This window comes from Anaeromyxobacter dehalogenans 2CP-C (assembly GCF_000013385.1).
GTDB lineage: Bacteria > Myxococcota > Myxococcia > Myxococcales > Anaeromyxobacteraceae > Anaeromyxobacter > Anaeromyxobacter dehalogenans_B.
The window spans coordinates 2,652,900-2,675,119 of sequence record NC_007760.1 but is presented as its reverse complement, the minus strand read 5'-3'; the positions used below and the strand labels follow the sequence as shown (position 1 = coordinate 2,675,119).

Here is a 22,220-nt window from a genome sequence, read left to right as displayed (position 1 = left end):
CCCGGCCGGCCGGCCGTGCGGTCGGGGGCGGCGCGCCGGTGGGTACCGCCCCGGTGACCACCCCTCCTCCTGGTCAGGACACCCCGCCCGCAGGAACCCAGGAAGCAACCTCCCGCCCGTCCGCTGCCGGGGAGAAGGGCTGCGGGAGCGAGGCGCTCGTCCAGGTCCGCGACGCGCTCGGCGACTGCCGCCGCTGCAAGCTCGCCGGCGGCCGCACCACGCTCGTGTTCGGGGTGGGGAACCCCCACGCCGAGCTCGTGTTCGTGGGCGAGGGGCCGGGCGCGGACGAGGATCGCGAGGGAGAGCCGTTCGTCGGGAAGGCCGGCCAGCTCCTGACGAAGATGATCCAGGCGATGGGGTACCAGCGCGAGCAGGTCTACATCGCGAACGTGGTGAAGTGCCGCCCGCCCGGGAACCGCAACCCGGAGCCGGACGAGATCGAGGCGTGCGAGCCGTTCCTGCGCGCCCAGCTCGCCGCCATCCGGCCGCGGGTCGTGGTCGCGCTGGGCAAGTTCGCGGCGCAGACGCTCCTGCGGGACACGACGCCCATCACCCGGCTCCGGGGCGGCTGGCGCGAGTACGAGGGCATCCGGCTCATGCCCACGTTCCACCCCGCCTATCTCCTGCGCAGCCCCGAGGAGAAGAAGAAGGCATGGGAGGACCTGCAGCTCGTCATGAAGGAGCTGGGCAGGCCGCCACCCGGGAGGTGAGCATGCGCCACGGCGAGATCGCCCGCGCCGCGAGGTCCGCCGTTCCCCGCCGCGCCCGCGCCGCGCTGCCGCTCGCGTGCGCCGCGCTGGTCGCCGCCGGCCTGGCCGCGCGCGCGGCCGGGGCCGCCGCGCCCCCGCCCGCGCCGCCGGCCGCCGCGCCGGCCCGGGTCCTCTCCGCGGCGGTGAAGGGTCCCATCACCGGCGGCACGGTCGAGTACCTCGAGGCGGCCCTGGCGCGCGCCCGCACCGGCGGGTTCGCCGCGCTGGTGGTGACGCTCGACACGCCCGGCGGCCAGCTCGACGCGACGCGCGAGATCGTCCAGGCCATGCTCGCCACAGAGGTGCCGGTGATCGTGTGGGTCGGCCCGGCCGGCGCGCGGGCCGGCTCGGCCGGCGTGTTCCTCACGCTCGCCGCCGACGTGGCGGCGATGCACCCGACCTCCAACATCGGCGCGGCGCACCCGGTCACCGGCGCCGGCAAGGACGTCGCCGAGGAGGCCGGGAAGGACATGGCGAAGAAGGTGGAGAACGACACCGCCGCCTTCGCGCGCAGCGTCGCGGCCGCCCGCGGTCGGAACGCCGACTGGGCCGAGAAGGCGGTGCGCGAGAGCGTGTCGGTCACCGCCGAGGAGGCGCTGCGGCTGAAGGTGGCGGACCTGACGGCCGCCGACCTGCCCGAGCTGCTCGCGAAGGCCGACGGCCGGAAGGTGGGGCAGGGGGCCGCGGCGCGCCCGCTGAAGGTGGCGGGCGCGGCGATCGAGCCGTACGAGCCGACGGTCCGGCAGCGGCTGCTCGGGTTCCTCGCCGACCCGAACGTCATGGCGATCCTGATGCTGGTGGGGATGCTCGGGATCGCGGTGGAGTTCTACCACCCGGGCATGATCTTCCCCGGCGCGGTGGGCGGCTTCTGCCTGTTCCTCGCGTTCCTCGCCATGCGCGTCATCCCGGTGAACGTGGGGGCGGTGATCCTGCTGCTCGCCGGCGTGGGGCTGCTCGTCGCCGAGGCGTACGTCACCGCGCACGGGCTGGCCGGGCTGGCCGGCGCCGCCTGCCTGGTGCTCGGGACGCTGTTCTTCGTGAACACCTCCGCGCCGGGGGACTGGTTCGACCCGGGCGCGCTCCGGCTCTCACCGTGGGTGATCTGGCCCACGCCGGCCGCCCTGGCGCTGCTGCTCGCGTTCATGGCCTGGAACGTGGCCCGCGTGCGCCGGGCCCCGCTGCAGCTGGGCGCGCCCGCGCTGGTGGGCGCGCCCGGCGAGGCGCTCTCCGAGATCGGCCCGGCCGCGGGCGAGGCGTTCGTTCACGGTGAGTACTGGCAGGCGCGCAGCGCCGCGCCCATCCCGCGCGGCGCCGCGGTGCGGGTGGTGGCCGTGGAGGGGCTCACGGTCACGGTGGTGGCCGCGGGGCCCGGGAACGGCTAGAACGGAGCGGACGCGCGCCGCTCACCCGTGGTGACGTGGCCGCAGGGAGGAAAGCATGCCGCTCCTCGGAGTCGCCGTCCCGGTCGCGCTGGTGGTCCTGTACGTGCTGTCCGGCATCCGGATCGTGAACGAGTACGAGCAGGGCGTGGTGCTGCGGCTCGGGCGCTTCGCCGGGATCCGCACCGCGGGCCTGAAGTGGATCGTCCCGTTCATCGACCGGATGATCATCATCGACATGCGCATCACGGCCGAGCAGGTGCCGCCGCAGGACGTCATCACGCGCGACAACGTGTCGGTGAAGGTGAACGCGGTCATCTACTTCCGCGTGCTGCAGGCCGATCGGGCCTTCCTCCAGGTCACCGACTTCCTGTTCGCGACCAGCCAGTTCGCGCAGACCACGCTGCGCTCGGTGCTCGGCCAGGTGGAGCTCGACGACCTGCTCAGCCAGCGCGACAAGATCAACCGGCAGCTCCAGGAGATCATCGACCGCCACACCGAGCCGTGGGGCGTGAAGGTGACCGCGGTGGAGGTGAAGCAGGTGGACCTCCCCGACGAGATGCGCCGCGCCATGGCCAAGCAGGCGGAGGCGGAGCGCGAGCGGCGGTCCAAGGTCATCGCCGCCGAGGGCGAGTACCAGGCCGCCGAGAAGCTGGGCCAGGCGGCCGACGTCATCGCCCGCTCCCCCGGCGCGCTGCAGCTCCGCTACCTCCAGACGCTGGTCGAGATCTCCGCCGAGAAGAACTCGACCATCGTGTTCCCGCTGCCGCTCGACATCGTGAAGCCGTTCATGGACGCCGCCGCGCGCCTCCCCGGGGGGGCCAGGACGGAGGGGTGAAATAGGCGCGAGCACGGCGCGTATGGGCCGGGGTCCGCTCTGGGGAGAGAGGACCCGGTGCGGGGAGCGCGGCGGTGCCGCCGCGCTCTCCCGCGCCCGCACCTGATGTCGGAGGACTCCGCATGCGCCTCGCCGTCGTCGCCGCCCTCGCCGCCCTGGCCGCGCCCCTCTCCGCCGCCGCCGTGGACGGCGACGGGCACGTGGTGCGCCAGCGCCGGGAGGTCCCGGCCTTCCAGGGCATCCAGCTCGCCGGCTCGCTCGACCTCGAGGTGAAGGTCGGGCCGGCCCAGTCGGTGGTGGTGGTGGCCGACGAGAACCTGCAGCCGCTGATCGTCACCGAGGTCCGCGGCGGCACGCTCTCCATCCGCAACGAGCGCGACCTCCGCTCGTTCCGCGGCGCGCGGGTGGAGGTCACCGTCCCCGGCCTCGAGCGGCTCTCGCTGGCCGGCTCCGGCAACGCGTCGGTGGACGGCGCGCACGGCGATCAGGAGCTCACCATGGCCGGCTCCGGCCACCTGCGCTGGACCGGCACCGCCGGCAAGCTGCGGGTCCAGCTCGCCGGCTCCGGGTCCGCCGAGCTGGACGGCCGCGCCGAGCGCCTGGACGCGGCGGTGAAGGGCTCCGGCGAGGTGCTGGGCCGCCGGCTCGTGGCGCACGACGCGGTGGTGCAGATCGCCGGCTCGGGCGACGCCGAGCTGACCCTCTCCGGCGGCACGCTCCGCGCGTCGGTGGCCGGCTCCGGCGATCTCCGCTGGTGGGGCGAGGGCCGGGTGGAGCAGGCCGCCGTGGCCGGCTCGGGCCGCATCACCCGCGGGTAGGCGCGCGGGCCCGGCCGGGCGAGGCTCACACGTCCGCGTGCACCACCCCGTCCTGGCCGATCCAGGCGCGGCTCATGGCCTCGGTGCAGTACGCGAACCCGGGCTCGCCCTCCGGCCCCACCAGGATGAGCCCGCCCTCGCCCTGCACGCGCGCGGCGAGCATCCGCACCGCCTCGCGGGCCGCGTCCGCCGGCGCGGCGCCGGCCGCCACCCGGTCGGCCGCGTACCGCGCCAGGGTCACCTGGATGACGCGCTCGCCGTGGCCGGTGCAGGAGACGGCCGCCGAGGCGTCGTCCGCGTAGGTGCCGGCCCCGATGATGGGCGTGTCGCCCACCCGGCCGGCGCGCTTCAGCATCATCCCGCCGGTGGAGGTGGCCGCGGCGAGGTGGCCGCGCGCGTCCCGCGCCGCCGCGCCGACGGTCCCGTGCCCCGGCTCCCCGCGCGCCGCGGCGCGCTCGGCCTCGAAGCGGGCCCGCTGCGCGGGCGTGACGAGCGCCGCGGGGTCGCAGGCCGGGATCCCCACCTCGCGGGCGAGCGCCGACGCGCCCTCGCCGGCGAGCAGCACGTGCGGCGAGCGCTCCATCACCGCCCGGGCGAGCGTCACCGGGTTCGCCACGTCGCGGACGGCCGCGACCGCCCCGCAGGCCAGCGTGGCGCCGTCCATGATGGACGCGTCGAGCTCGACCGTCCCCTCGGCGGTGAGCGCGGCGCCCCGGCCGGCGTTGAACAGCGGGTCGTCCTCCAGGACGCGGACCGCGGCCTCCACCGCGTCGAGGGCGGCGCCGCCCCGGGAGAGGACCTGCCAGCCGGCCTCGCAGGCGCGGCGGAGCCCCTCGAGCCGCGGCGCGTCGCTCGCGCGGTCGGGGGTGCGCTGCCCCGCGCCGCCGTGGACCACGAGCACCGGTGTGACCGTCCGTGACGTCGTCATGGGCAGGGAGCGTAGCGGCGGGCGGCCGGCCCGGGCAAGCCGGCGCGCGGCGCGATCTGCCTCGGCGCGCGGATGCGCCCCTGCGCACGCGGGGACGCAGATCCGCGCCGCCGCCGCAACGAACCGGACGGGGCGCGGCCCGCGGCGCCGGGCTCCGACGATTGGTTGACGAGCGGGGAAACGCCTTCCTATCTTCGGGGCGCCGCCCGAGGTCCCTTGGGCGGGTCCCCTCACCCAGAGGTCACCATGACCGGACGCGAAGTGGTCATCGTCGGGGCGGCGCGCACGCCCATCGGCTCCTTCCTCGGCTCGCTCGCCTCCGTCACCGCCCCGCGCCTCGGCGCGGTGGCCATCCGCGCCGCGCTCGCGCGCGCCGGCGTGGAGCCCTCGGCGGTGGACGAGGTGGTGATGGGCAACGTGCTCCAGGCGGGCGAGGGGCAGGCCCCGGCCCGGCAGGCCGCGATCTACGCGGGCCTCCCGGAGAAGACGCCCGCCTGGACGCTCAACAAGGTGTGCGGCTCCGGGCTGAAGGCGGTGATCTCCGCCGCGCAGGCCATCGCGCTCGGCGACGCCGACGTGGTGGTGGCGGGCGGCATGGAGTCGATGTCGAACGTGCCGTACTACGATCGGACCGCGCGGACCGGCGCGCGGATGGGCAACGTGGAGCTCGTGGACGGCATGATCCACGACGGCCTCTGGGACGTGTACGGCCAGCAGCACATGGGCATGTGCGCCGAGCACTGCGCCACCACCCAGGGGATCTCCCGCGCCGCGCAGGACGAGTACGCGATCGAGTCCACCCGCCGCGCCGTCGAGGCGTGGAAGGCGGGGGCGTTCAAGGCCGAGATCGTCCCGGTGGAGATCGAGGGCAAGAAGGGCGAGAAGACGGTCGTGAGCGAGGACGACGGGCCGAAGGGCGCGCGCCCGGAGAAGATCCCTTCGCTCCGGCCCTCGTTCAAGAAGGACGGCACCGTCACCGCCGCCAGCTCCTCGTCCATCAACGACGGCGCGGCGGCGCTGGTGCTCGCGAGCGCCGAGCGGGCCGCGCGCGAGGGGCTGCCGGTGCTCGGGCGCCTGCGCGCCTGGGGCGGCGCCGCGCGGGCGCCGGTGGAGTTCACCATCGCCCCGGCGGACGCGATCCGGACCACGCTGGCGAAGGCGCGGCTCCAGGTCTCGGACGTGGACCTGTGGGAGATCAACGAGGCGTTCGCAGTGGTCTCGATCGCCAACAACGCGCTGCTCGGCCTCGACTCGCGCAAGGTGAACGTGCGCGGCGGCGCGGTGGTGCTCGGTCACCCCATCGGCGCGTCCGGCGCGCGCATCCTGGTGACGCTGCTCCAGGCCATGAAGGACCTCGATCGCCGGCGCGGCGTCGCCTCGCTCTGCATCGGCGGCGGCGAGGCGGTCGCGGTGGTGGTGGAGCGGTAGGAGGGGCGGATGAACAAGCTGGTCGAGTCGGCCGACGCCGCGGTCGCGGACGTGAAGGACGGGGCCACCATCATGGTGGGCGGGTTCGGCCTGTGCGGGAACCCGGAGAACCTGATCCTCGCGCTGCACCGCAAGGGCGTGCGCGACCTGGTGCTCGTCTCGAACAACTGCGGCACGACCGAGCTCGGGCTGGGCGTGCTGCTGAAGGCGCGGCAGATCCGCAAGATCGTCGCGTCCTACGTCGGCGAGAACAAGGAGTTCGAGCGCCAGTTCCTCTCCGGCGAGCTGGAGGTGGAGCTGGTGCCGCAGGGCACGCTCGCCGAGCGCATCCGCGCCGGCGGGGCCGGCATCGGCGGCTTCTACACCGCCACCGGCGTCGGCACGCAGGTGGCGGAGGGCAAGGAGACGCGGCTGCTGTCCGGCCGCGAGTACCTGCTGGAGCTGCCGCTCAAGGCCGACTTCGCCTTCCTGAAGGCCTGGAAGGCGGACACCTGGGGCAACCTCGTGTACCGGAAGACCACCCGCAACTTCCAGCCGATGATGGCCGCCGCCGCGGCGATCACGGTGGCGGAGGCGGAGGAGGTGGTCGAGCCGGGCGCGCTCGACCCGGACCTCGTCCACACGCCCAGCATCTACGTGAGGCGGGTGGTCCGCGGCGAGCGGTACGAGAAGTGGATCGAGCGGCGGACGGTCCGTCCGGCGACGGCGTAGGGAGGAGCGAAGCGATGCCGCTCAACCGAGAGCAGATCGCCGCGCGCGTGGCCCGCGAGCTGCGCGACGGCTTCTACGTGAACCTCGGCATCGGGATGCCCACGCTCGTCTCCAACTTCGTGCCGCCCGGCGTCGAGGTGGTGCTGCAGTCGGAGAACGGGATCCTGGGCGTGGGCCCGTACCCGCGCGAGGACGAGCTGGACCCGGACCTCATCAACGCCGGCAAGGAGACGGTCACGGTGGTGAAGGGCGCCGCGTTCTTCTCCTCCGCCGAGTCGTTCGCGATGATCCGGGGCGGCCACATCGACCTCGCCATCCTCGGCGCGCTCGAGGTGTCGGAGCGCGGCGACCTCGCCAACTGGCTGGTGCCGGGCAAGATGGTGAAGGGCATGGGCGGCGGCATGGACCTCGTCGCCGGCGCGAAGCGGGTGGTGGTGATGATGGACCACGCCACCAAGGACGGGAAGCCGAAGATCCTCCGCCAGTGCACCCTGCCCATCACCGGCCTCCGCTGCGTGTCGTCGATCTGCACCGACCGCGCCTGGCTGGACGTGAGCAAGGACGGCCTGGTGCTGCGGGAGCTCGCGCCGGGCGAGACCGTCGAGTCGGTGCAGGCGCTCACCGAGCCGAAGCTCATCGTCGCGCCCGACCTGCGGACCATGCAGCAGGCGTGAGCGCCGCCGCCCCGGGCGCGGGGCGGGGAGGGCACCCCGTGGCCGGTCCGCTGTTCACGCTCACCACCGACTTCGGCGCCGGCTCGGGGTTCCCGGCGCAGATGAAGGCGGTGCTGCTCGTCGCGTTCCCCGACGCCCGCCTGGTGGACGTGTCGCACGAGGTGCCCGCGTTCGACGTCCTCGCCGGCGCGCTCATGCTCGAGGCCTGCCTGCCCTGGTTCCCCCGGGAGGCGGTCCACCTCGCCGTGGTGGACCCGGGGGTCGGCACCGCGCGCCGGGCGCTGTGCGTGGTCGATCCCGAGGGGCGGCGGCTGCTCGGGCCGGACAACGGGCTGCTCACGCCCTTCCTCGGCCCGGGGGCGCGCGCCTGGGCGCTCGGCACCGGCGGCGTCCTGGCGCCGCCGCGCACCGCCACGTTCCACGGCCGCGACCTGTTCGCGCCGGCGGCCATCTACCTCGCCCGCGGCGGGACGCCCGCGGCGCTCGGCCGGGAGGTGGCCGATCCGGTGCGGCTCGAGTGGCCCGCGGCCGAGGTCGCCGGGGGCGCGGTGCGCGGGGTGGCGCTGGCCGCCGACCGGTTCGGGAACGTGGTGACCTCGATCCGCGCGGCCGACCTGGGCGGCGCGGCGGTCACCGCCGCGTTCGCGGGCGACCAGCCGGCGCGCTGGGTCCGGACGTTCGGGGAGGGGGCGCCGGGCGAGCTGGTCGCGCTCGTGGGGAGCGGCGGACGGGTGGAGCTGGCCATCCGCGAGGGGAGCGCGGCCGCGCGGCTGGGAGGCGCCGGCGGGCTCCCGGTCCGCCTCGTTCTTGGCCCGGCCGTGGGCCCCTGATACAGTTTTCGCGGATGACGCCGTCCGAGAAGAAGCGGCGCTCCGCGCGCCTTCACCACGAGATCCCCGTGGCCTACCGGACGGTGGGGGCCTTCCTCAGCGACTGGGCCACCGACATCAGCCAGGGCGGGCTGTTCATCAACACGCGCAACCCGCTGCCGGTCGGCACGGCGGTCAAGATCCTGATCCAGCTCCCCGGCGCGTCGTTCCCGTACCACCTGGATGGCCGCGTCACCCGCGTCAGCCCGTTCGGCAACACCGTGAACGTCGTGCCGGGCATGGGCATCGAGTTCACCAGCGTGGACGAGCCGCGGCGGCGGGAGCTGGAGGCGTTCGTCTCGCGGTTGCGCCACGATCTCGACGAGAGCTGACCGGCTGAAGTTCGCCCCGGCCCGTGTTATCCCCGGCGCGTGCGCATCCCGCTGACCATCGAGGCGCTCGCCCCCGGCGGCGAGGGCGTGGGCCGCCACGGCGAGCTGACCGTGTTCGTCCCCTGGACCGCGCCCGGCGACCGGGTCGTGGCCGAGGTCCCGGCGCCGCGCCCCGGCGCCGCCACCGCGCACGGCGCGCTCGTCGAGCTCTCCGCGCCCGGCGAGGCCCGCCTCGCGCCGCCGTGCCGCCACTTCGGCCCGGGCCCGTCGGCGGACGCCGCCTGCGGCGGCTGCGAGTGGCTGCACGTCGCCTACCCGGTGCAGCTCGCCGCGAAGGAGCGGGCGCTCCACGAGGCGCTGCGCCGCATCGGCAAGCTCGAGCCGGGCAGCTACCCGGCGCGTCCCATCGTCCCTTCGCCGTCGCCCCTGCGCTACCGCGCCCGCGCCAAGTTCCACCACGACCGCGCCGCCGGCCGGCTGGTGTTCTTCCGCCGGCGCTCGCACGAGCCGGTCCGGCTGCGGGAGTGCCACCTGCTCGAGCCCGGGCTCGACGCGCTGCGGGAGGCGGTCGGGCCGGCGCTCGCCGCCGCGCGGCTCTCCCCGCGCGAGGTGGCGCTGGAGTGGTCCGAGGCCGCCGGGCGGGGGGCGGCGTGGCTGCTCCTGCCGGAGGTGACCTCGCCGGTGCGCACCCGCGCCGAGGCGCTGCTCCGGGAGGTGCCGGCGCTGCAGGGGCTCGTGCTCCAGGCGGAGGGCGGCCAGCCGGTGACGGCCGGCGACCCGGTGCTGCGGCATGCGCGCGCGCCGGGCCGGCCGGAGGCCGGGACGCAGCGCTCGCGGCCGGACGTCTTCCAGCAGGCGAACCGCGGCGCGAACGCGCGGCTGGTGGAGACCGCGCTCGACCTGCTCGCGCCCGAAGGCGAGGACGTCCTCGAGCTGTACTGCGGGGCGGGGAACTTCACCGGGCCGCTCTCGGACCGGGCGCGGAGCGTGTCGGCGATCGAGGTGCAGGGGCCGGCGCTCGACCTCGCCCGCGCCGACCTGGGCGGCCGGAACGTGCGCTTCTTCGCGGGCGACGCGCTGGCGCTGGCGCGCGCGTTCGGCCGCGAGTCCGGGCCGGGGGCGCGGCGCTTCGGCGCGGCGCTGCTCGATCCGCCGCGCGAGGGGGCGCGGGGGATCGGGCCCGCGCTCCGCGACCTGGGCGTCCCGCGGGCCGTCTACGTCTCCTGCGACCCGGCCACGTTCGCGCGCGACCTGCGCGCCTGCGTCGAGGCGGGCTACCGCGTGGCGGCCGTGGTCCCGGTGGACATGTTCCCGCAGACGCACCACGTGGAGGGCGTGGCGCTGCTGGAGCGGTAGCGCCGGGTGGGCTTGCGGCACCGGGCCGCGCGCACCGGCCGTTCCCGCCGTGACACCGTCGTGACACGCCCAGGGCAGGCTCGCACCGGCCACCGGCCAGCCCCCATGCCCACGCGACTCCCCATCCATCGTTACGCCGCCCGCACGCTGCCGGCCATGCTCGAGCACACCGCGGCGCGGCTCCCGGACAAGGCGTTCATCCGGTTCTTCGACCCGGCCGTCCCCGGCGCGGCCCCGCGCGCCGTGACGTTCGCCGCGTTCCGCGCCGGCGTGGGCCGCGCGGCCGCGTTCCTGCGCGCGCACGGCGTCGGCCCGGGGACGCGCATCCTCCTGCTCGCCGACAACTCGCCCGAGTGGCAGCTGGTGGCGCTCGGGGCGCAGATCCTCCGCGCCGAGACGGCCGCCCTGTTCGCGAGCCTCTCGGCCGAGGCGGCCCAGGGGATCGCGCGGCGGGTGCGCCCGGTGGTGGTGCTGGTCTCGGGCGCGCAGGGCTGGGAGAAGCTCGCGCCCATCGCCGGCGAGCTCGCCGCCGCCGGCCTGCGGGTGGTCCTCTCCGGCGCGCCGCTCCCGGAGGCGTCGCTCGCGCCCGGCCTCTCGGCCGCCGCGCTCGAGGACGCGATCGGGCCGCGCGCGCCCGGCCTCGACGCCGCGGAGCACGCCGCGCTCGCCGCCTCGGTGGGCGAGGAGGACCCGTTCCTGCTGCTGTTCACGAGCGGCACCACCGGCCGGCCCAAGGGCGTCCGGCTGCCGCAGCGCGCGATGGTGCACGCGGTGGAGGGCGGGACGCTGCCGGTCGGCACCACCGAGGACGACCTGGGCGTGCACTTCTTGCCGTTCGCGCACGTGGCCGGCCACGCGCAGTTCACGCTGGCGCTCGCCCAGGGCCACGCGCTCGCCATGACCGCCCGGCGCGAGGACATCGAGCGCGCGCTCGAGCTGCACCCCACCTACCTGTTCTCGGTGCCGCTCGTGTACGAGCGGATCCGCGCCGGCGTGCTGGCGCGGGTGGACGCGCTGCCCGCGCCGGCGCGCGCGCTCGCCCGCCGCGCGCTGGACGCGGCCGTGCGCGTGCGGGTGGACGGGTCGCGGCGGATCGGCGACCGCCTCCTCGCGCGCCTCGCCGACCGGCTGGTGGGGCGCGCCGTGCGGGCCAAGCTCGGCGGCCGCATCCGCGGCGTGTTCGCGGGCGGCGCCCCGGCCGCGCCGGCGCTGTTCCGGTTCTACGAGGGGCTCGGCATCCCCATGGTCGAGCTCTACGGCATGAGCGAGACGGCCGGCCTCATCTCGTCCAACCTGTTCTCCGGCCCGCGCCGGGCCGGCAGCGCCGGGTACCCGACGCCCGAGCACGACCTGCGCTTCGCGCCCGACGGCGAGCTGCAGGTGCGCGGCCCGCTCCTGTTCACCGGCTACCTCGAGCCGGAGGACGCCGAGGGCGCCTACACCGACGACGGGTTCTTCCGCACCGGCGACGTCGGGTGCGAGGAGCCCGACGGCGCGCTCCGGATCGACGGCCGGAAGAAGAACCTCATGGTGCTCTCCACCGGCAAGAAGGTGTCGCCGGAGCCGGTGGAGCAGGCCATCGCCGCCGCCGAGCCGTTCCAGGGCGCGGTGCTGCTCGGCGAGGGACGGCCGTTCGTGGCCGCGGCGGTGTTCGTCGCCAGGGAGGAGCTGGCCCGCCTCGCCGCCGCCGGCAAGGACGCGGCCGAGGAGCTCCTCCCGCGCGCCCGCGCGGCGCTGGCCGCGTTCAGCGAGTTCGAGAAGCCCAAGCGGCTGCTGGTGATCCCGGGCGCGCCGCACGAGCACCCCGCGCTCGTCACGCCGACGCTGAAGGTGAAGCGCGACGCGCTCCTCGACTGGCTGGCGCCCTCGCTCGCCCGGCTGTACGGCGCGGTGTAGGCGCCGGCCCACCGTCGCCGTCGCTCTCGCCCGAGGTGCGCGCGGGTCCCACGACCCGTCACGTGGACCCCACCCGCGCGACTTGGGGCGGGACGGGGCGGCTGCTACAAGCCAGACCATCGGTCCGAGGTGAGGGGGGCGCGATGGATTCACCAATCGTGACGTGCGCACGCTGCGGCGGCGAGGTGGCCGACGGCGCGCCCCGCTGCGCGTGCGGGTACCCGGCCTCGCCCGCCGCCGCCGCCGGCCGCGCGAAGCGGCCGCCCGCGGCGCCCCCGCCGCTCCCGGACGTCGCGCCGGCGCCGGCCGTGCCGCTCGCGCAGGCGCTCGGGTTCGACGACGACGCGCCGCCGGCGCCCGCAGGCGCAGAGGCGAGCTTCGAGGACCTCGACCTGGGCGGCGACCCGGAGCCGCCTTCGCCCACCGCCGCCACGCCCGCGGTCGCGGAGCGGGCGCGCTACCGCGGCCCGGCGGCCGGCCCCGCCTTCGCGCGCGTCACCCCTCGCCGCGGCGCCGCGCCGGTGCTGGGCGGCATCGCCGCGCTGTGCCTGGCCGCGGTGGTCGCGTTCGTGTGGCAGGCCCGGAAGCTGGAGCGCGCCGCGCCGGCCCCCGACGCCGCCCCGCCCGCCGCGGGGCCGCCCGCCGCGCCGGCGCTCGCCGCTGGTCCTTCGACAGGCTCGGGCCGAGCGGACGCGCCGCCCCTCGAGCCCGCCGCGCTCGCGGTCGCGCCTGTGCCGGCGCCCGCTGTCGCCGCCCGCACGCTGCCCCCGGCGGTCGCCGCGCCATCCGCGGAGCCGCCTCCGGCGCGCGCGCGCCTGGCGCGCGCCGCCCGCGAGCAGCCGTCCCCCGCGCCCGCGCCGCGTCCCCCTGCCGGGCGGGCGCCGGAGCGCGCCGCGGGGGGCGTCGAGGACCCGGCCCCGTCGCGCGGCGCGGGCTCGGTCGGGCCCGCCACGGTCGTGTCGCTGGATCACGCCGGCGCCGATCGCGGCGCCTGGGCCGACGTGCCGCTGCCCCCGCCGCCCGCCGGCGCCACCCCGGTGGAGGACGCGCCCCGCTACGCGGCGGCCGGGTTCCGCAAGCCGAACCTCCAGGTCCCGCGCTGCGTGCAGGACGCGATCCGGCTGCCGCGCGACGCGCGCGAGCGGGTGAGCGGGCCGGTGACGGTGCGCTTCGCGGTCGCGAAGGACGGGACGGTGGGGCTGTTCCAGGTGATGGGCGACCTGCCCGACCGCCGCGTCGCCGACGCGATCTGGACGGCGGTGCGCGGCTGCCGCTTCGCGCCCGGCGCCGACGCGGCGGGCAAGCCCACCCGGCTCTGGGTGGTGATGCCCATCCGCTTCGACGAGTAGCGCCGCGGGGCCTCGGGCGGCCCCCGGCGCTCAGCCGGCGGCGGCGGCCTGCGCCCGGATCGCCTCCAGCCGCTCGACCAGCGTCGGGTGGCTGTAGTGCCAGGCGCTGTACCAGGGGTGCGGGTGCAGGTTGGAGAGGTTCTCGCCGTTCAGGCGCACGAGCGCGCTCGCGAGCGCGTCCGGCGCCCGCGCCAGCGCGATCGCGTAGCGGTCCGCCTCGTATTCGTGGCGGCGGGACATCTGCGCGGCGAGCGGCGCCAGCCAGAACACGAACGCGCCGCCGCACAGCGAGAGGAGCGCGACCGCCGCGTGGAGCGAGGGGCCGTCGAAGCCGAAGGCGGTGTAGAGCGGCGGCCACGGCACGATCCGCGAGAGCACGAACAGCATGACGAGCGTGCCGGCGAGCGACAGCGCCAGGCCGCGGTGCACGTGGTGCCGGCGGTAGTGGCCGATCTCGTGCGCCAGCACGCTCGCCGCCTCGTCCACGCTCATGCTCGCCACCAGCGTGTCGAACAGCACGATGCGCGGCCGGAAGATCCCGGTGAAGTACGCGTTCGAGTGGCCGGAGCGGCGCGACGCGTCCATCACGAACAGCCCCCGGTTCGCGAACCCCGCCTCGCGCGCCAGCGCGTCGAGCCGCTCGCGGAGCGGCCCCTCCGGCAGCGGCTGGAACCGGTTGAACAGGGGCGCGATGAGCGTGGGCCAGGCCCAGAGGAGCAGCACCTGCACCACCACCAGGAACGCGAACAGCCACAGCCACCAGTGCGCGCCGGCGAAGCGCATGAACCCGTAGACCGCGTAGAGGATGGGGATCCCGATCAGCGCCTGGAGCGCGACGCCCCGGGCGCGGTCGCCGAGCCAGGTCGCCAGGCTGGTCCGGTTGAAGCCGAAGCGGGCCTCGGTGACGAACGTGCGCCAGGCGGAGAAGGGGAGCGCGATCGCGGCGCCCCCCATGGCGAGCAGCATCAGGTACGCCACGAAGCGGTGGGGGCCCGCCAGGCGCGCCGAGACGGCGCGGTCGAGCCAGGGCAGCAGGCCCGAGAACAGCACCGCGAGCGTGGCCGCCGCCGAGGACAGCCCGTCCACGAGCGCCAGCCGCCCGTTCGCGAGCGTGTAGGCGCGGCTCCGCGCCGCGGTCTCGTCGCTCACCTGGCCCGCGAGCGGCGACGGCACGCCCCGCTCGCGCCGGACGTGGCGGAGGTTGAGCGCGAGCAGGCCGGTCTCCACCGCCAGCTGGACGGCGAACAGCGCCAGGAAGACGGGCACGACCAGCGGTCCCATGGCCTCCCGTCATACACCGGCCCCGGCGCGCGCGCAGCCGGCCCCGCCGTCCCGCCGCGCCGCCCGGCCGGTCCGGTTAGACTCGCCGGGTGGACGCCCTGGTCTCCGAGCTCGCCCGGCTCCTGCGCGCGAACGGCGTGCGCGTGTCGCCCGCCGAGGTGGCCGACGCGGTCGCCGCCGGCGCGCTGGTGGGCGTCGAGGATCGGGGCGCGTTCAAGGCCGCCCTGCGCGCCACCCTGGTGAAGCGCGCCGCGGACGTGCCGGTGTTCGAGGCGCTCTTCGACCTCCTGTTCTCCGGCATGGGACGCCTGGTGGCGGGGGCCGAGCGCGGGCTGCTCGCCGAGCTGGAGGAGCAGGGGCTGCTCGAGCCCGACGACCTGGAGATGGTCGCCTGGACGCTGGGCGAGCTGGCCTCGGCGATGAGCCCGCTCGCCCTCGCCGCGCTCCAGGGGGATCCCGCGCTCCTGGCCCGGCTGCTCCGCGCGGCCGCGCAGCAGCTCGACTTCGCCGCGCTGGCGAGCGCCGGCGCCACCGGCTTCCAGGGCCGCCGCCTGCTCGCGGCTGCGGGCGGCGCGGCGCTCCCGGCCGACGCGGCCGCGCTGGAGCAGGCGCTGCGGGCGCGCGGGCTGGACGCGGCGAAGCTCCAGCTCGTCTCGGAGCGGGTCGCCGGGGTGCTCCGGCGCGTCGAGGACGCCGCCCGGCGCTGGGCGGAGCTGGAGGCCGGCGCGCGCAGCGTGCGGCGCGCGGAGCAGGGGCGCGGCGGCCTCGCGCCGATCTCGCGCGACGAGATCGCGCGCACCGAGCGCGCCGTGAAGCGGCTCGCCGAGCGGCTGAAGAGCCGGCTGGTGCGGCGCGACCGGAGCCGGCGCCGCGGCGTCCTGGCGGTCCGGCGGACGCTCCGGCGCAACCTGGGCCTCGGAGGCTTCCCGGCGCAGGTGGTGTTCCGGCGGCGGCGCCCGCAGCGACCGGACGTGGTGGTCCTGTGCGACGTCTCCGAGTCGGTGCGCCACGTCACCCGGCTGATGCTGCTGTTCCTCTACACCATGCAGTCGCTGTTCAGCCGCGTCCGCACGTTCGTGTTCGTGGCCGACCTCGCCGAGGTGACCGCGCAGCTCCGGGCCGAGCGCGAGCCGGCCCGCGCCGCGGACCTCGCGGTGGCCGCGCGGGCGGTGAGCCTCGCGGCCAACTCCAACTACGGGCGCGCGCTGCGCACGTTCCACCGCGACGCGCTGCCCGCCGTCACCCGGCGCACCACCGTGCTCGTCATCGGCGACGGCCGGAACAACTACAACCCCCCGGAGGCCTGGGTGCTGGAGGAGCTGCGCCGGCGGGCCCGCCGCGTGCTGTGGATGTGCCCCGAGCCGCGGCACCTGTGGGGCACCGGCGACAGCGAGCTGCCGCTCTACGCGGCCCACTGCGACCGCGTCGCCCCGGTGACCACGCTGGCCGAGCTGGAGGGGATCGCCGACGCGCTGGTGCCCGGCCGCTGACCCGCCGGCCCGCCCCCCGCCGTGCCCGGCCGCCCGGCGATTGACTCCCCGCCCACCGTTCCATAGGTTCCGCGCCGATGTCCGATCTCGTGCCCCTCTCCAGGAAGCCGGCCCCCGCCGCGGGTGACCCCGCCCCGTCGCCGGCGGCGCCGCCGCGCAAGGTGTACGTCCACACCTTCGGCTGCCAGATGAACGAGTCCGACTCCGACCGGATGGTCGAGCTGCTCGGGCGCCACGCCTACGCCCGCGCCGCCAGCGCGGACGAGGCCGACCTCATCCTGCTCAACACCTGCGCGGTCCGCGAGAAGGCCGAGCAGAAGCTGCTCTCGGCGCTGGGGCGCTACCGCGAGGTGAAGGCGCGGCGCGGCGCGCTCATCGCGGTGTCCGGGTGCGTCGCGCAGCAGGAGAAGGACCGGCTGCTCGCGCGCGTGCCGTACGTGGACTTCGTCTTCGGGCCGGACAACATCGCCCGGCTGCCGGAGATGGTGGAGCGCGCCCGCGGCGAGCGCTTCGCCGAGACCGGCTGGATGGACTCGGAGGAGTACGTGTTCCCGCGCGCCGACGCCGAGGCGGCGCGCGGCCGGGCCACCGCGTTCGTCACCGCCATGAAGGGCTGCGACAACGTCTGCGCGTTCTGCATCGTGCCGCACACCCGCGGGCGCGAGGTGTCGCGGCCGTTCCCGGACGTGGTGGCCGAGTGCGCCGCGCTCGCCGCGGTGGGCGTGCGCGAGGTGACGCTCATCGGGCAGAACGTGAACTCGTACGGGGGCGGCTGCACCTTCGCCGACCTGCTCCGGCGCGTCGCGGCCGTGCCGGGGATCGACCGCATCCGCTTCACCACCAGCCACCCGCACGACCTCTCCGGCGCGCTCGTCGAGGTGTTCCGCGACGAGCCGAAGGTGATGCCGCACTTCCACCTGCCGGTGCAGTCCGGCTCCGACGCCGTGCTGCGCCGCATGCGCCGCGACTACTCGGTGGCCGAGTACCTCGATCGCTTCGACCGGCTGCGCGCCGCCCGGCCCGGCATCGCCATCACCACCGACTTCATCGTGGGGTTCCCCGGCGAGACCGACGCGGACTTCGAGGCCTCGCTGGCCCTGCTGGAGCGCGCCCGCTTCGAGCAGAGCTTCAGCTTCGTGTTCAGCCCGCGGCCGCACACCGTCGCGGCGGTGCGGCTCGGCAGCGCGCCGGAGTGGCAGGACGTGCCGCGCGACGTCGCGGTGGCGCGGCTCGAGCGGCTGCTCGCGGCGCAGCGGCGCATCGCCGGGGAGATCCTGGCGGCCGAGCTCGGGAAGGTGGTCGAGGTGCTGGTGGAGGGCCCGTCCGACGAGCCGGGGGAGCGGCTGGGACGGACGCCCGAGAACCGCGTGGTCCACCTGACCGCGGACGAGGCGGCGGCGCCGGCGGGCGCGCGCGTCCCCGTGCGGATCACGCGCGCGGGCGGCAGCTCGCTCTCGGGCACGCTCGCGTGAGCGCGGATCTCCAGGCCGGGGCGGGGGCCCTCGCCGCCCCCGTCGGGAGGGGATGGCGGGCGGTGGCGGCCGCGGGCGCCGCCGCGTACGCGGGGCTCATCTTCTGGCTCTCCTCCCGCCCCGATCCGCTGCCGTTCGTGCCGAAGGGCATCTTCTCGCACGACAAGATCGTCCACGCGTCCGCGTACGCCGTGCTGGGGGGGCTCCTCGCGCTGGCGCTCGCGGGCACGCGGCTGGCGCGCGGGCGCCGCCTGCTCCTGGCGGCGGCCGTGCTGGCCAGCCTGTACGGCGCGAGCGACGAGTGGCACCAGGCGCACGTGCCGAACCGGCAGCCCGACGCGTTCGACTGGGCCGCGGACACCGCCGGCGCGCTGGGGGGCGCGGCGCTCGCCGCCGCGTTCTTGCGGCGCCGGTCGCGCGCGGGCTAGCATCCCGGGCGCGATGCCCATCCTGCTGCCGTACGCGGGCGCGAGGCCCCGGCTGCACCCGACCGTCTTCGCCGCGCCCGGCTGCGTGGTCACCGGCGACGTGGAGGTCGGCCCCGAGGCGTCCCTCTGGTTCGGGACCGTGGTGCGGGGGGACGTGAACACCGTCCGGATCGGCGCCCGCACCAACGTGCAGGACGGGACCGTGATCCACGTCACCACCCGCACGCACCCCACCGTCATCGGCGAGGACGTCACCATCGGCCACCGCGCCGTGCTGCACGGCTGCACCGTGCACGACCGCTGCCTGATCGGCATCGGCGCGATCGTCCTCGACGGCGCGGTGGTGGGTCCGGACGCGATGGTCGGGGCGGGGGCGCTCGTCCCGCCCGGCGCGGTGGTGCCGCCGGGAACGCTGGTGATGGGCCAGCCCGCGAGGCCGAAGCGCCCGCTCACGCCGGAGGAGATCGCGTTCCTCCGGACCAGCGCGGCGAACTACGTGGCGTACGCCGCGCGCTACCGCGCCGAGGGGGGCGTCCCATGACCGTGGTCGAGGCGCTCCAGCGCTCGGTCCTGTTCCGCGACTTCACCGAGACCGGCCTGCGCATCTTCGCGAGCGTCGCCGCGGAGAAGGCGGTCCCGGCCGGCAGCCCGCTGTTCGTCGAGAACATGGTGGGCGAGTCGATGTTCATCCTGAAGACCGGCACGGTGCGCGTCACCCAGCGCGGGCCGGACGGCGAGCGCGAGCTCGCGGTGCTGGGGCCGGGCGAGCACCTCGGGGCGCTGGCGCTGCTCGGCAAGAGCGTGCGCCTGGTGTCGGCGGTGGCGGCCACGCCGTGCGAGGTGCTGGAGCTGGCCCAGCGAGACTTCGCGCGGCTGCAGCCGCAGAAGCCGCAGGCCTGCCTGAAGCTGGCGCTCGCCATCGCCGCCGACCTGTCGGCGAAGGTGGCGGAGAGCCGCGAGCAGCTGCGCGGCCTGGCGGCGGCGCGACCCTCCGCGCCGTGACCCCGCCGCACGGGACGTGCGATCGCGCGGCCTGCGCGCGGGCGCACGTGCCGCGTGACCTCCGGGCGGACATGCGGTAAGCCGGGATCCCGGGAAGGAGCGCGAGGCACCGCGGATGCTCGAACGCCTGGTCGAGTTGCTGGGAGGGCACTCCCTCCACGTCGGATACGTGTTCGTCTTCGCCGTGCTGGTGCTGTGCGGCTTCGGCCTGCCCATGCCCGAGGACGTGATCCTCGTCACGGGCGGCGTGCTCGCCTGGCTCGCGAGCGATCTCGAGTCGGCGTCGATCGCGGCGATGGTCCGGGACGACGGGCTGCTGTTCATGGTGGCGGTGGGGCTGGCGGGCATCCTGGCGGGCGACTCGGTGATCTTCCTCGCCGGCCGGAAGTTCGGCGCCCGGGTGGCGGACTTCCGCCCGCTGCGCCGCATGATCACCCCCGAGAAGCTGGAGAAGGTCGAGAAGCTCATGCGCCGCCGCGGCAACGTGGTGGTGGTGGTGGCGCGATACCTCCCCGGCATCCGCATGCCGACCTACTTCACGGCCGGGCACGCGAGGATGCCGTACTGGGAGTTCCTGCTGTTCGACGGCGCCGCCGCCCTGGTCTCGGCGCCGCTCTGGGTCTGCCTCGGCTTCTACTTCGGCTCGAACATCGAGGAGGCGGCGCGCCTGGCCGCCCGCTTCAGCCACTACATCCTGCTCGGCGTCGGCGTGGTGCTGCTCGGCCTGCTGCTGCGCTGGCTCCAGACGCGCCGCGCGGTGCCGGCCTCGCCGGACGGCGACCGGGACTGAGGGCGTACCCGCTCGCCCTGAGCCTGTCTAAGGGCGGGCGGGGCCCGCTACCGCGCCTCGCTGCGCCCCAGCAGCCGGCGCAGCAGGCCGCCCAGCCCGCGCGCGGCGCCGCTCGCCGCGGCCTCGCCCGCCGGCTCGGCGGCCTCCTGCGGCGGCACCGGGAAGCTGCCGGTCGAGACCGCCGGGGCGCCGTCGCGCTCCAGCCGCCGCCGGGCGCTCGCGGCCCCCTCCCGCGCCGACATGACCGCCTGCACCTTGCGCCCGGTGTTGAGCTCGCGGGCGGTGACGGTGAGCAGGCACTCGGCGCCCAGCTCGAACGTCACCGCGATCTTCACCATCCCGCGCGGCCCGGGCGGCAGCCCCTCCAGGCGCAGCGTGCCCAGGTACTCGCAGTCGTCTGCGTGCGCGCCCTCGCCCTGCAGCACCACCAGCTCGAACTCGGTCTGGCCGTCGTGCGAGGTGGTGAGCCCGTACTGCTTGCGGGCCGGGAGCGGCGTGTTGCGCTCCATGATGGTCTTCACCCGGCCGCCGGGCAGCCCGATGCCGATGGACATGGGCAGCACGTCGATGAGCACGACGCCCTCGGCCCCCTGCAGCGAGTGCGCGAGCAGCGCCGCGCCGACCGCCACGGCCTCGTCCGGGTGGACCGCGCGCGACGGCGCCCGCCCGAAGAACTCGCCGACCTTCTGGTGCACGAGCGGCATGCGCGACTGGCCGCCCACCAGGATCACCTCGTCGATGTCGGTGGTGGAGAGCGAGCGGGCCGCGAGCACGTCGCGGCACACCTCCAGCGTCCGGTCCACCAGCGGCCCGACCAACTCCACCACCTCGTCGCGCGAGACGGTCACCTCGAGCGAGAGCGGCCGCCCGTCGGCCAGCGCCAGGAACGGCAGGTCCACCCGGTGCTCGGTGCGCTCCGAGAGCGCGCACTTGGCCCGCTCCGCCGCGTCCACCATGCGCGAGAGCGCCACGCGGTCGCCGGCGAACGGCGCGCCGTGGGTGTGCTCCCAGGCGGCGAGCATCCGATCGACGATGCGGTTGTCGAAGTCCACGCCGCCGAGGAAGGTGTCGCCGCCGGTCGAGACCACCTCGTAGACGTTGTCGTTCAGCTCCAGCACCGAGGCGTCGAAGGTGCCGCCGCCGAGGTCGTAGACCAGCACCCGCTGGTCGAGGTGCCGCCCGAACGCGTACGCCAGGGCCGCCGCGGTGGGCTCGTTCAGGATGCGCTCCACCTTCAGGCCCGCCAGCGCGCCCGCGTGCCGGACCGCCGCGCGCTGCCGCTCGTTGTAGTAGGCGGGCACGGTGATGACGGCGCGGTTCACCTCCTCGCCGAGGTGGTTCTGGGCGACCTCCTTCACCTCCGCGAGCACCAGCGCCGAGACCTGCTCGAGCGTGAGCGTCTCGGGCCCGAGCCGCACCGCCGCGAGCCCGTCGGGCCCGGCCACGATCTCGTACGCGAACTTGCCCTTGATCTCCTGGACCACCGGCGAGTCGAAGGCGCGGCCCACCAGCCGCTTCGCGCCCCACACCGTGGCGCGCGGGTTGGTGAGCAGCTGCGCGCGCGCCAGGTGCCCGACCACGATGCGGTTGCGCGCGTTCAGGGCGACGATCGACGGGACGGTGTTGTAGCCCTCGCGCGAGGGGATCACGTACGGCCGCCCGTCCCGCACCACCGCGGCGCAGGAGTTCGAGGTGCCGAGGTCGATGCCGATGACGTACCGCGACGGCCGGGTGATGGGGACCGGCGCGTCCGGCAGCCCGGTGGCGACGCGGGCCGGGCCGGCCTCGAGCTGCTCGACCCGGTGCGGGCGCGAGAGGTCGGCGAGCGCCGGCGCGGGCTCCGGGGACGCGGCCGGCGCCGGCGGAGGGGTGGCGGTCGCACCCGCACGAGGCAGGGCGGGCGGCGTGGCGGCGGGGGCGGGGCTCGGGGACTGCGGGCGCAGCCCCGGGGCCGGTGGGGCGGGCAGGGGCGCGCGCGTCGGCGCCGGCGTGCGATCCGGCCGCGGCGCGATCGGCGCGGGCGCGCCCACGCCCGGCGCGGCGCCGCGCAGCTCCTTCCGCGCCGCCATCCGCTCCACCAGCGCCTGCGAGCGCTCGTCGAGCCAGGTGAACTGCACGCCCATGCCCGGCGCGGTGGGCGGGTGCGCGTCGGGCCGCTCCTCGCGGATCCACCGGACCACGCCGCGGCCGCGGATGACCGTCTCCCCGCCCTGCAGCCGCAGGTCGAACGCGAGGTGGGTGCCCACCGGCCGCGGCTCCCGCGTCCGGATGAAGATCCCGCCGCGCGAGATGTTCACCGCGAAGCGCTCGGTGAACTCGTCCACGCTGCCGTACGAGAGGCGCACGAGCAGCCCGACCGGCGTTCGCTCGCTCCCGCGCTTGTCTGCTGGTGGCACCGCCCGCGATTATCCCTTCGCGGCAGGCGGACCG

General features: G+C 76.2%; 21 protein-coding genes. 18 read left to right on the top strand and 3 right to left on the bottom strand.

Annotated elements, in window-relative coordinates:
• Positions 1 to 53: 53 nt before the first annotated feature.
• The 4 genes from ADEH_RS12260 (at position 54) to ADEH_RS12245 (ending at position 3,784) form a co-directional block, all read left to right on the top strand.
• The gene (locus ADEH_RS12260) at positions 54 to 710 is read left to right on the top strand and encodes a uracil-DNA glycosylase (protein WP_232287266.1); all 657 of its coding nucleotides are present in this window, start codon (positions 54 to 56) and stop codon (positions 708 to 710) included.
• Positions 711 to 712: 2 nt separating this feature from the next.
• The gene (locus tag ADEH_RS12255) at positions 713 to 2,131 is read left to right on the top strand and encodes an NfeD family protein (RefSeq protein ID WP_011421421.1); all 1,419 of its coding nucleotides are present in this window, start codon (positions 713 to 715) and stop codon (positions 2,129 to 2,131) included.
• Positions 2,132 to 2,186: 55 nt separating this feature from the next.
• Positions 2,187 to 2,966: a slipin family protein gene (locus ADEH_RS12250; protein ID WP_011421420.1), complete on the top strand. Its 780-nt coding sequence runs from the start codon at positions 2,187 to 2,189 to the stop codon at positions 2,964 to 2,966.
• A 122-nt stretch (positions 2,967 to 3,088) separates the two neighbouring features.
• On the top strand, positions 3,089 to 3,784 hold the full coding sequence (locus tag ADEH_RS12245; protein ID WP_011421419.1) for a head GIN domain-containing protein: 696 nt from the start codon (positions 3,089 to 3,091) through the stop codon (positions 3,782 to 3,784).
• Positions 3,785 to 3,809: 25 nt separating this feature from the next.
• Here the strand turns inward: ADEH_RS12245 and ADEH_RS12240 are convergent, their stop codons facing one another.
• Entirely contained in the window at positions 3,810 to 4,712 is a 903-nt protein-coding gene (locus ADEH_RS12240) for an isoaspartyl peptidase/L-asparaginase family protein (protein WP_011421418.1), read from the bottom strand.
• 246 nt (positions 4,713 to 4,958) lie between these two features.
• Here ADEH_RS12240 and ADEH_RS12235 point away from each other — a divergent pair, with 246 nt between their 5' ends.
• The 8 genes from ADEH_RS12235 to ADEH_RS12200 all read left to right on the top strand — a co-directional run bounded on the left by ADEH_RS12235 (position 4,959) and on the right by ADEH_RS12200 (position 13,327).
• The gene (locus ADEH_RS12235) at positions 4,959 to 6,140 is read left to right on the top strand and encodes an acetyl-CoA C-acetyltransferase (RefSeq protein ID WP_011421417.1); all 1,182 of its coding nucleotides are present in this window, start codon (positions 4,959 to 4,961) and stop codon (positions 6,138 to 6,140) included.
• Positions 6,141 to 6,149: 9 nt separating this feature from the next.
• Entirely contained in the window at positions 6,150 to 6,851 is a 702-nt protein-coding gene (locus ADEH_RS12230) for a CoA transferase subunit A (protein WP_011421416.1), read from the top strand.
• Positions 6,852 to 6,865: 14 nt separating this feature from the next.
• Entirely contained in the window at positions 6,866 to 7,525 is a 660-nt protein-coding gene (locus ADEH_RS12225) for a 3-oxoacid CoA-transferase subunit B (RefSeq protein WP_011421415.1), read from the top strand.
• 38 nt (positions 7,526 to 7,563) lie between these two features.
• Entirely contained in the window at positions 7,564 to 8,355 is a 792-nt protein-coding gene (locus tag ADEH_RS12220) for an SAM hydrolase/SAM-dependent halogenase family protein (protein WP_011421414.1), read from the top strand.
• Between the two features lie 14 nt (positions 8,356 to 8,369).
• Complete coding sequence (locus ADEH_RS12215; RefSeq protein ID WP_011421413.1) at positions 8,370 to 8,726, top strand: TIGR02266 family protein; 357 nt, start codon at positions 8,370 to 8,372, stop codon at positions 8,724 to 8,726.
• 39 nt (positions 8,727 to 8,765) lie between these two features.
• Positions 8,766 to 10,082: a class I SAM-dependent RNA methyltransferase gene (locus ADEH_RS12210; RefSeq protein ID WP_011421412.1), complete on the top strand. Its 1,317-nt coding sequence runs from the start codon at positions 8,766 to 8,768 to the stop codon at positions 10,080 to 10,082.
• Positions 10,083 to 10,187: 105 nt separating this feature from the next.
• A complete protein-coding gene (locus tag ADEH_RS12205; protein WP_011421411.1) occupies positions 10,188 to 11,978 on the top strand; it encodes an AMP-binding protein in 1,791 nt (596 codons plus the stop codon).
• Positions 11,979 to 12,136: 158 nt separating this feature from the next.
• Positions 12,137 to 13,327 (top strand): TonB family protein, encoded by a 1,191-nt coding sequence (locus tag ADEH_RS12200; RefSeq protein WP_232287265.1) that lies wholly within the window; start codon positions 12,137 to 12,139, stop codon positions 13,325 to 13,327.
• Positions 13,328 to 13,357: 30 nt separating this feature from the next.
• On the opposite strand, the gene ADEH_RS12195 is transcribed toward ADEH_RS12200, so the two are convergent.
• Entirely contained in the window at positions 13,358 to 14,608 is a 1,251-nt protein-coding gene (locus ADEH_RS12195; RefSeq protein WP_041453515.1) for a M48 family metallopeptidase, read from the bottom strand.
• A gap of 89 nt (positions 14,609 to 14,697) precedes the next feature.
• On the opposite strand from ADEH_RS12195, the gene ADEH_RS12190 reads away from it, so the two are divergent.
• The 6 genes from ADEH_RS12190 to ADEH_RS12165 all read left to right on the top strand — a co-directional run bounded on the left by ADEH_RS12190 (position 14,698) and on the right by ADEH_RS12165 (position 19,790).
• Positions 14,698 to 16,098: a VWA domain-containing protein gene (locus tag ADEH_RS12190; protein ID WP_011421408.1), complete on the top strand. Its 1,401-nt coding sequence runs from the start codon at positions 14,698 to 14,700 to the stop codon at positions 16,096 to 16,098.
• 77 nt (positions 16,099 to 16,175) lie between these two features.
• A complete protein-coding gene (gene miaB, locus ADEH_RS12185; RefSeq protein WP_011421407.1) occupies positions 16,176 to 17,570 on the top strand; it encodes a tRNA (N6-isopentenyl adenosine(37)-C2)-methylthiotransferase MiaB in 1,395 nt (464 codons plus the stop codon).
• Between the two features lie 62 nt (positions 17,571 to 17,632).
• Positions 17,633 to 17,998, top strand: a complete 366-nt coding sequence (locus ADEH_RS12180; protein ID WP_011421406.1) for a VanZ family protein — start codon at positions 17,633 to 17,635, stop codon at positions 17,996 to 17,998.
• A 13-nt stretch (positions 17,999 to 18,011) separates the two neighbouring features.
• On the top strand, positions 18,012 to 18,539 hold the full coding sequence (locus ADEH_RS12175) for a gamma carbonic anhydrase family protein (protein WP_011421405.1): 528 nt from the start codon (positions 18,012 to 18,014) through the stop codon (positions 18,537 to 18,539).
• On the top strand, positions 18,536 to 19,000 hold the full coding sequence (locus tag ADEH_RS12170) for a cyclic nucleotide-binding domain-containing protein (RefSeq protein ID WP_011421404.1): 465 nt from the start codon (positions 18,536 to 18,538) through the stop codon (positions 18,998 to 19,000). Before ADEH_RS12175 ends, ADEH_RS12170 begins: the two co-directional genes overlap by 4 nt.
• A gap of 115 nt (positions 19,001 to 19,115) precedes the next feature.
• The gene (locus ADEH_RS12165; protein ID WP_011421403.1) at positions 19,116 to 19,790 is read left to right on the top strand and encodes a DedA family protein; all 675 of its coding nucleotides are present in this window, start codon (positions 19,116 to 19,118) and stop codon (positions 19,788 to 19,790) included.
• 47 nt (positions 19,791 to 19,837) lie between these two features.
• Here ADEH_RS12165 and ADEH_RS12160 read toward each other — a convergent pair whose 3' ends face one another.
• A complete protein-coding gene (locus ADEH_RS12160; protein ID WP_011421402.1) occupies positions 19,838 to 22,186 on the bottom strand; it encodes a TIGR02266 family protein in 2,349 nt (782 codons plus the stop codon).
• Between the last annotated feature and the right edge of the window lie 34 nt (positions 22,187 to 22,220).

Bases quoted from the DNA above. Each gene is read 5' to 3' on its own strand.
- ADEH_RS12170 (WP_011421404.1), top strand. From the start codon at position 18,536: ATGACCGTGGTCGAGGCGCTCCAGCGCTCGGTCCTGTTCCGCGACTTC.
- ADEH_RS12235 (WP_011421417.1), top strand. From the start codon at position 4,959: ATGACCGGACGCGAAGTGGTCATCGTCGGGGCGGCGCGCACGCCCATC.
- ADEH_RS12215 (WP_011421413.1), top strand. From the start codon at position 8,370: ATGACGCCGTCCGAGAAGAAGCGGCGCTCCGCGCGCCTTCACCACGAG.
- ADEH_RS12230 (WP_011421416.1), top strand. From the start codon at position 6,150: ATGAACAAGCTGGTCGAGTCGGCCGACGCCGCGGTCGCGGACGTGAAG.
- ADEH_RS12195 (WP_041453515.1), bottom strand. From the start codon at position 14,608: ATGGGACCGCTGGTCGTGCCCGTCTTCCTGGCGCTGTTCGCCGTCCAG.
- ADEH_RS12225 (WP_011421415.1), top strand. From the start codon at position 6,866: ATGCCGCTCAACCGAGAGCAGATCGCCGCGCGCGTGGCCCGCGAGCTG.
- ADEH_RS12250 (WP_011421420.1), top strand. From the start codon at position 2,187: ATGCCGCTCCTCGGAGTCGCCGTCCCGGTCGCGCTGGTGGTCCTGTAC.
- miaB (WP_011421407.1), top strand. From the start codon at position 16,176: ATGTCCGATCTCGTGCCCCTCTCCAGGAAGCCGGCCCCCGCCGCGGGT.
- ADEH_RS12255 (WP_011421421.1), top strand. From the start codon at position 713: ATGCGCCACGGCGAGATCGCCCGCGCCGCGAGGTCCGCCGTTCCCCGC.
- ADEH_RS12245 (WP_011421419.1), top strand. From the start codon at position 3,089: ATGCGCCTCGCCGTCGTCGCCGCCCTCGCCGCCCTGGCCGCGCCCCTC.
- ADEH_RS12240 (WP_011421418.1), bottom strand. From the start codon at position 4,712: ATGACGACGTCACGGACGGTCACACCGGTGCTCGTGGTCCACGGCGGC.
- ADEH_RS12205 (WP_011421411.1), top strand. From the start codon at position 10,188: ATGCCCACGCGACTCCCCATCCATCGTTACGCCGCCCGCACGCTGCCG.
- ADEH_RS12175 (WP_011421405.1), top strand. From the start codon at position 18,012: ATGCCCATCCTGCTGCCGTACGCGGGCGCGAGGCCCCGGCTGCACCCG.
- ADEH_RS12165 (WP_011421403.1), top strand. From the start codon at position 19,116: ATGCTCGAACGCCTGGTCGAGTTGCTGGGAGGGCACTCCCTCCACGTC.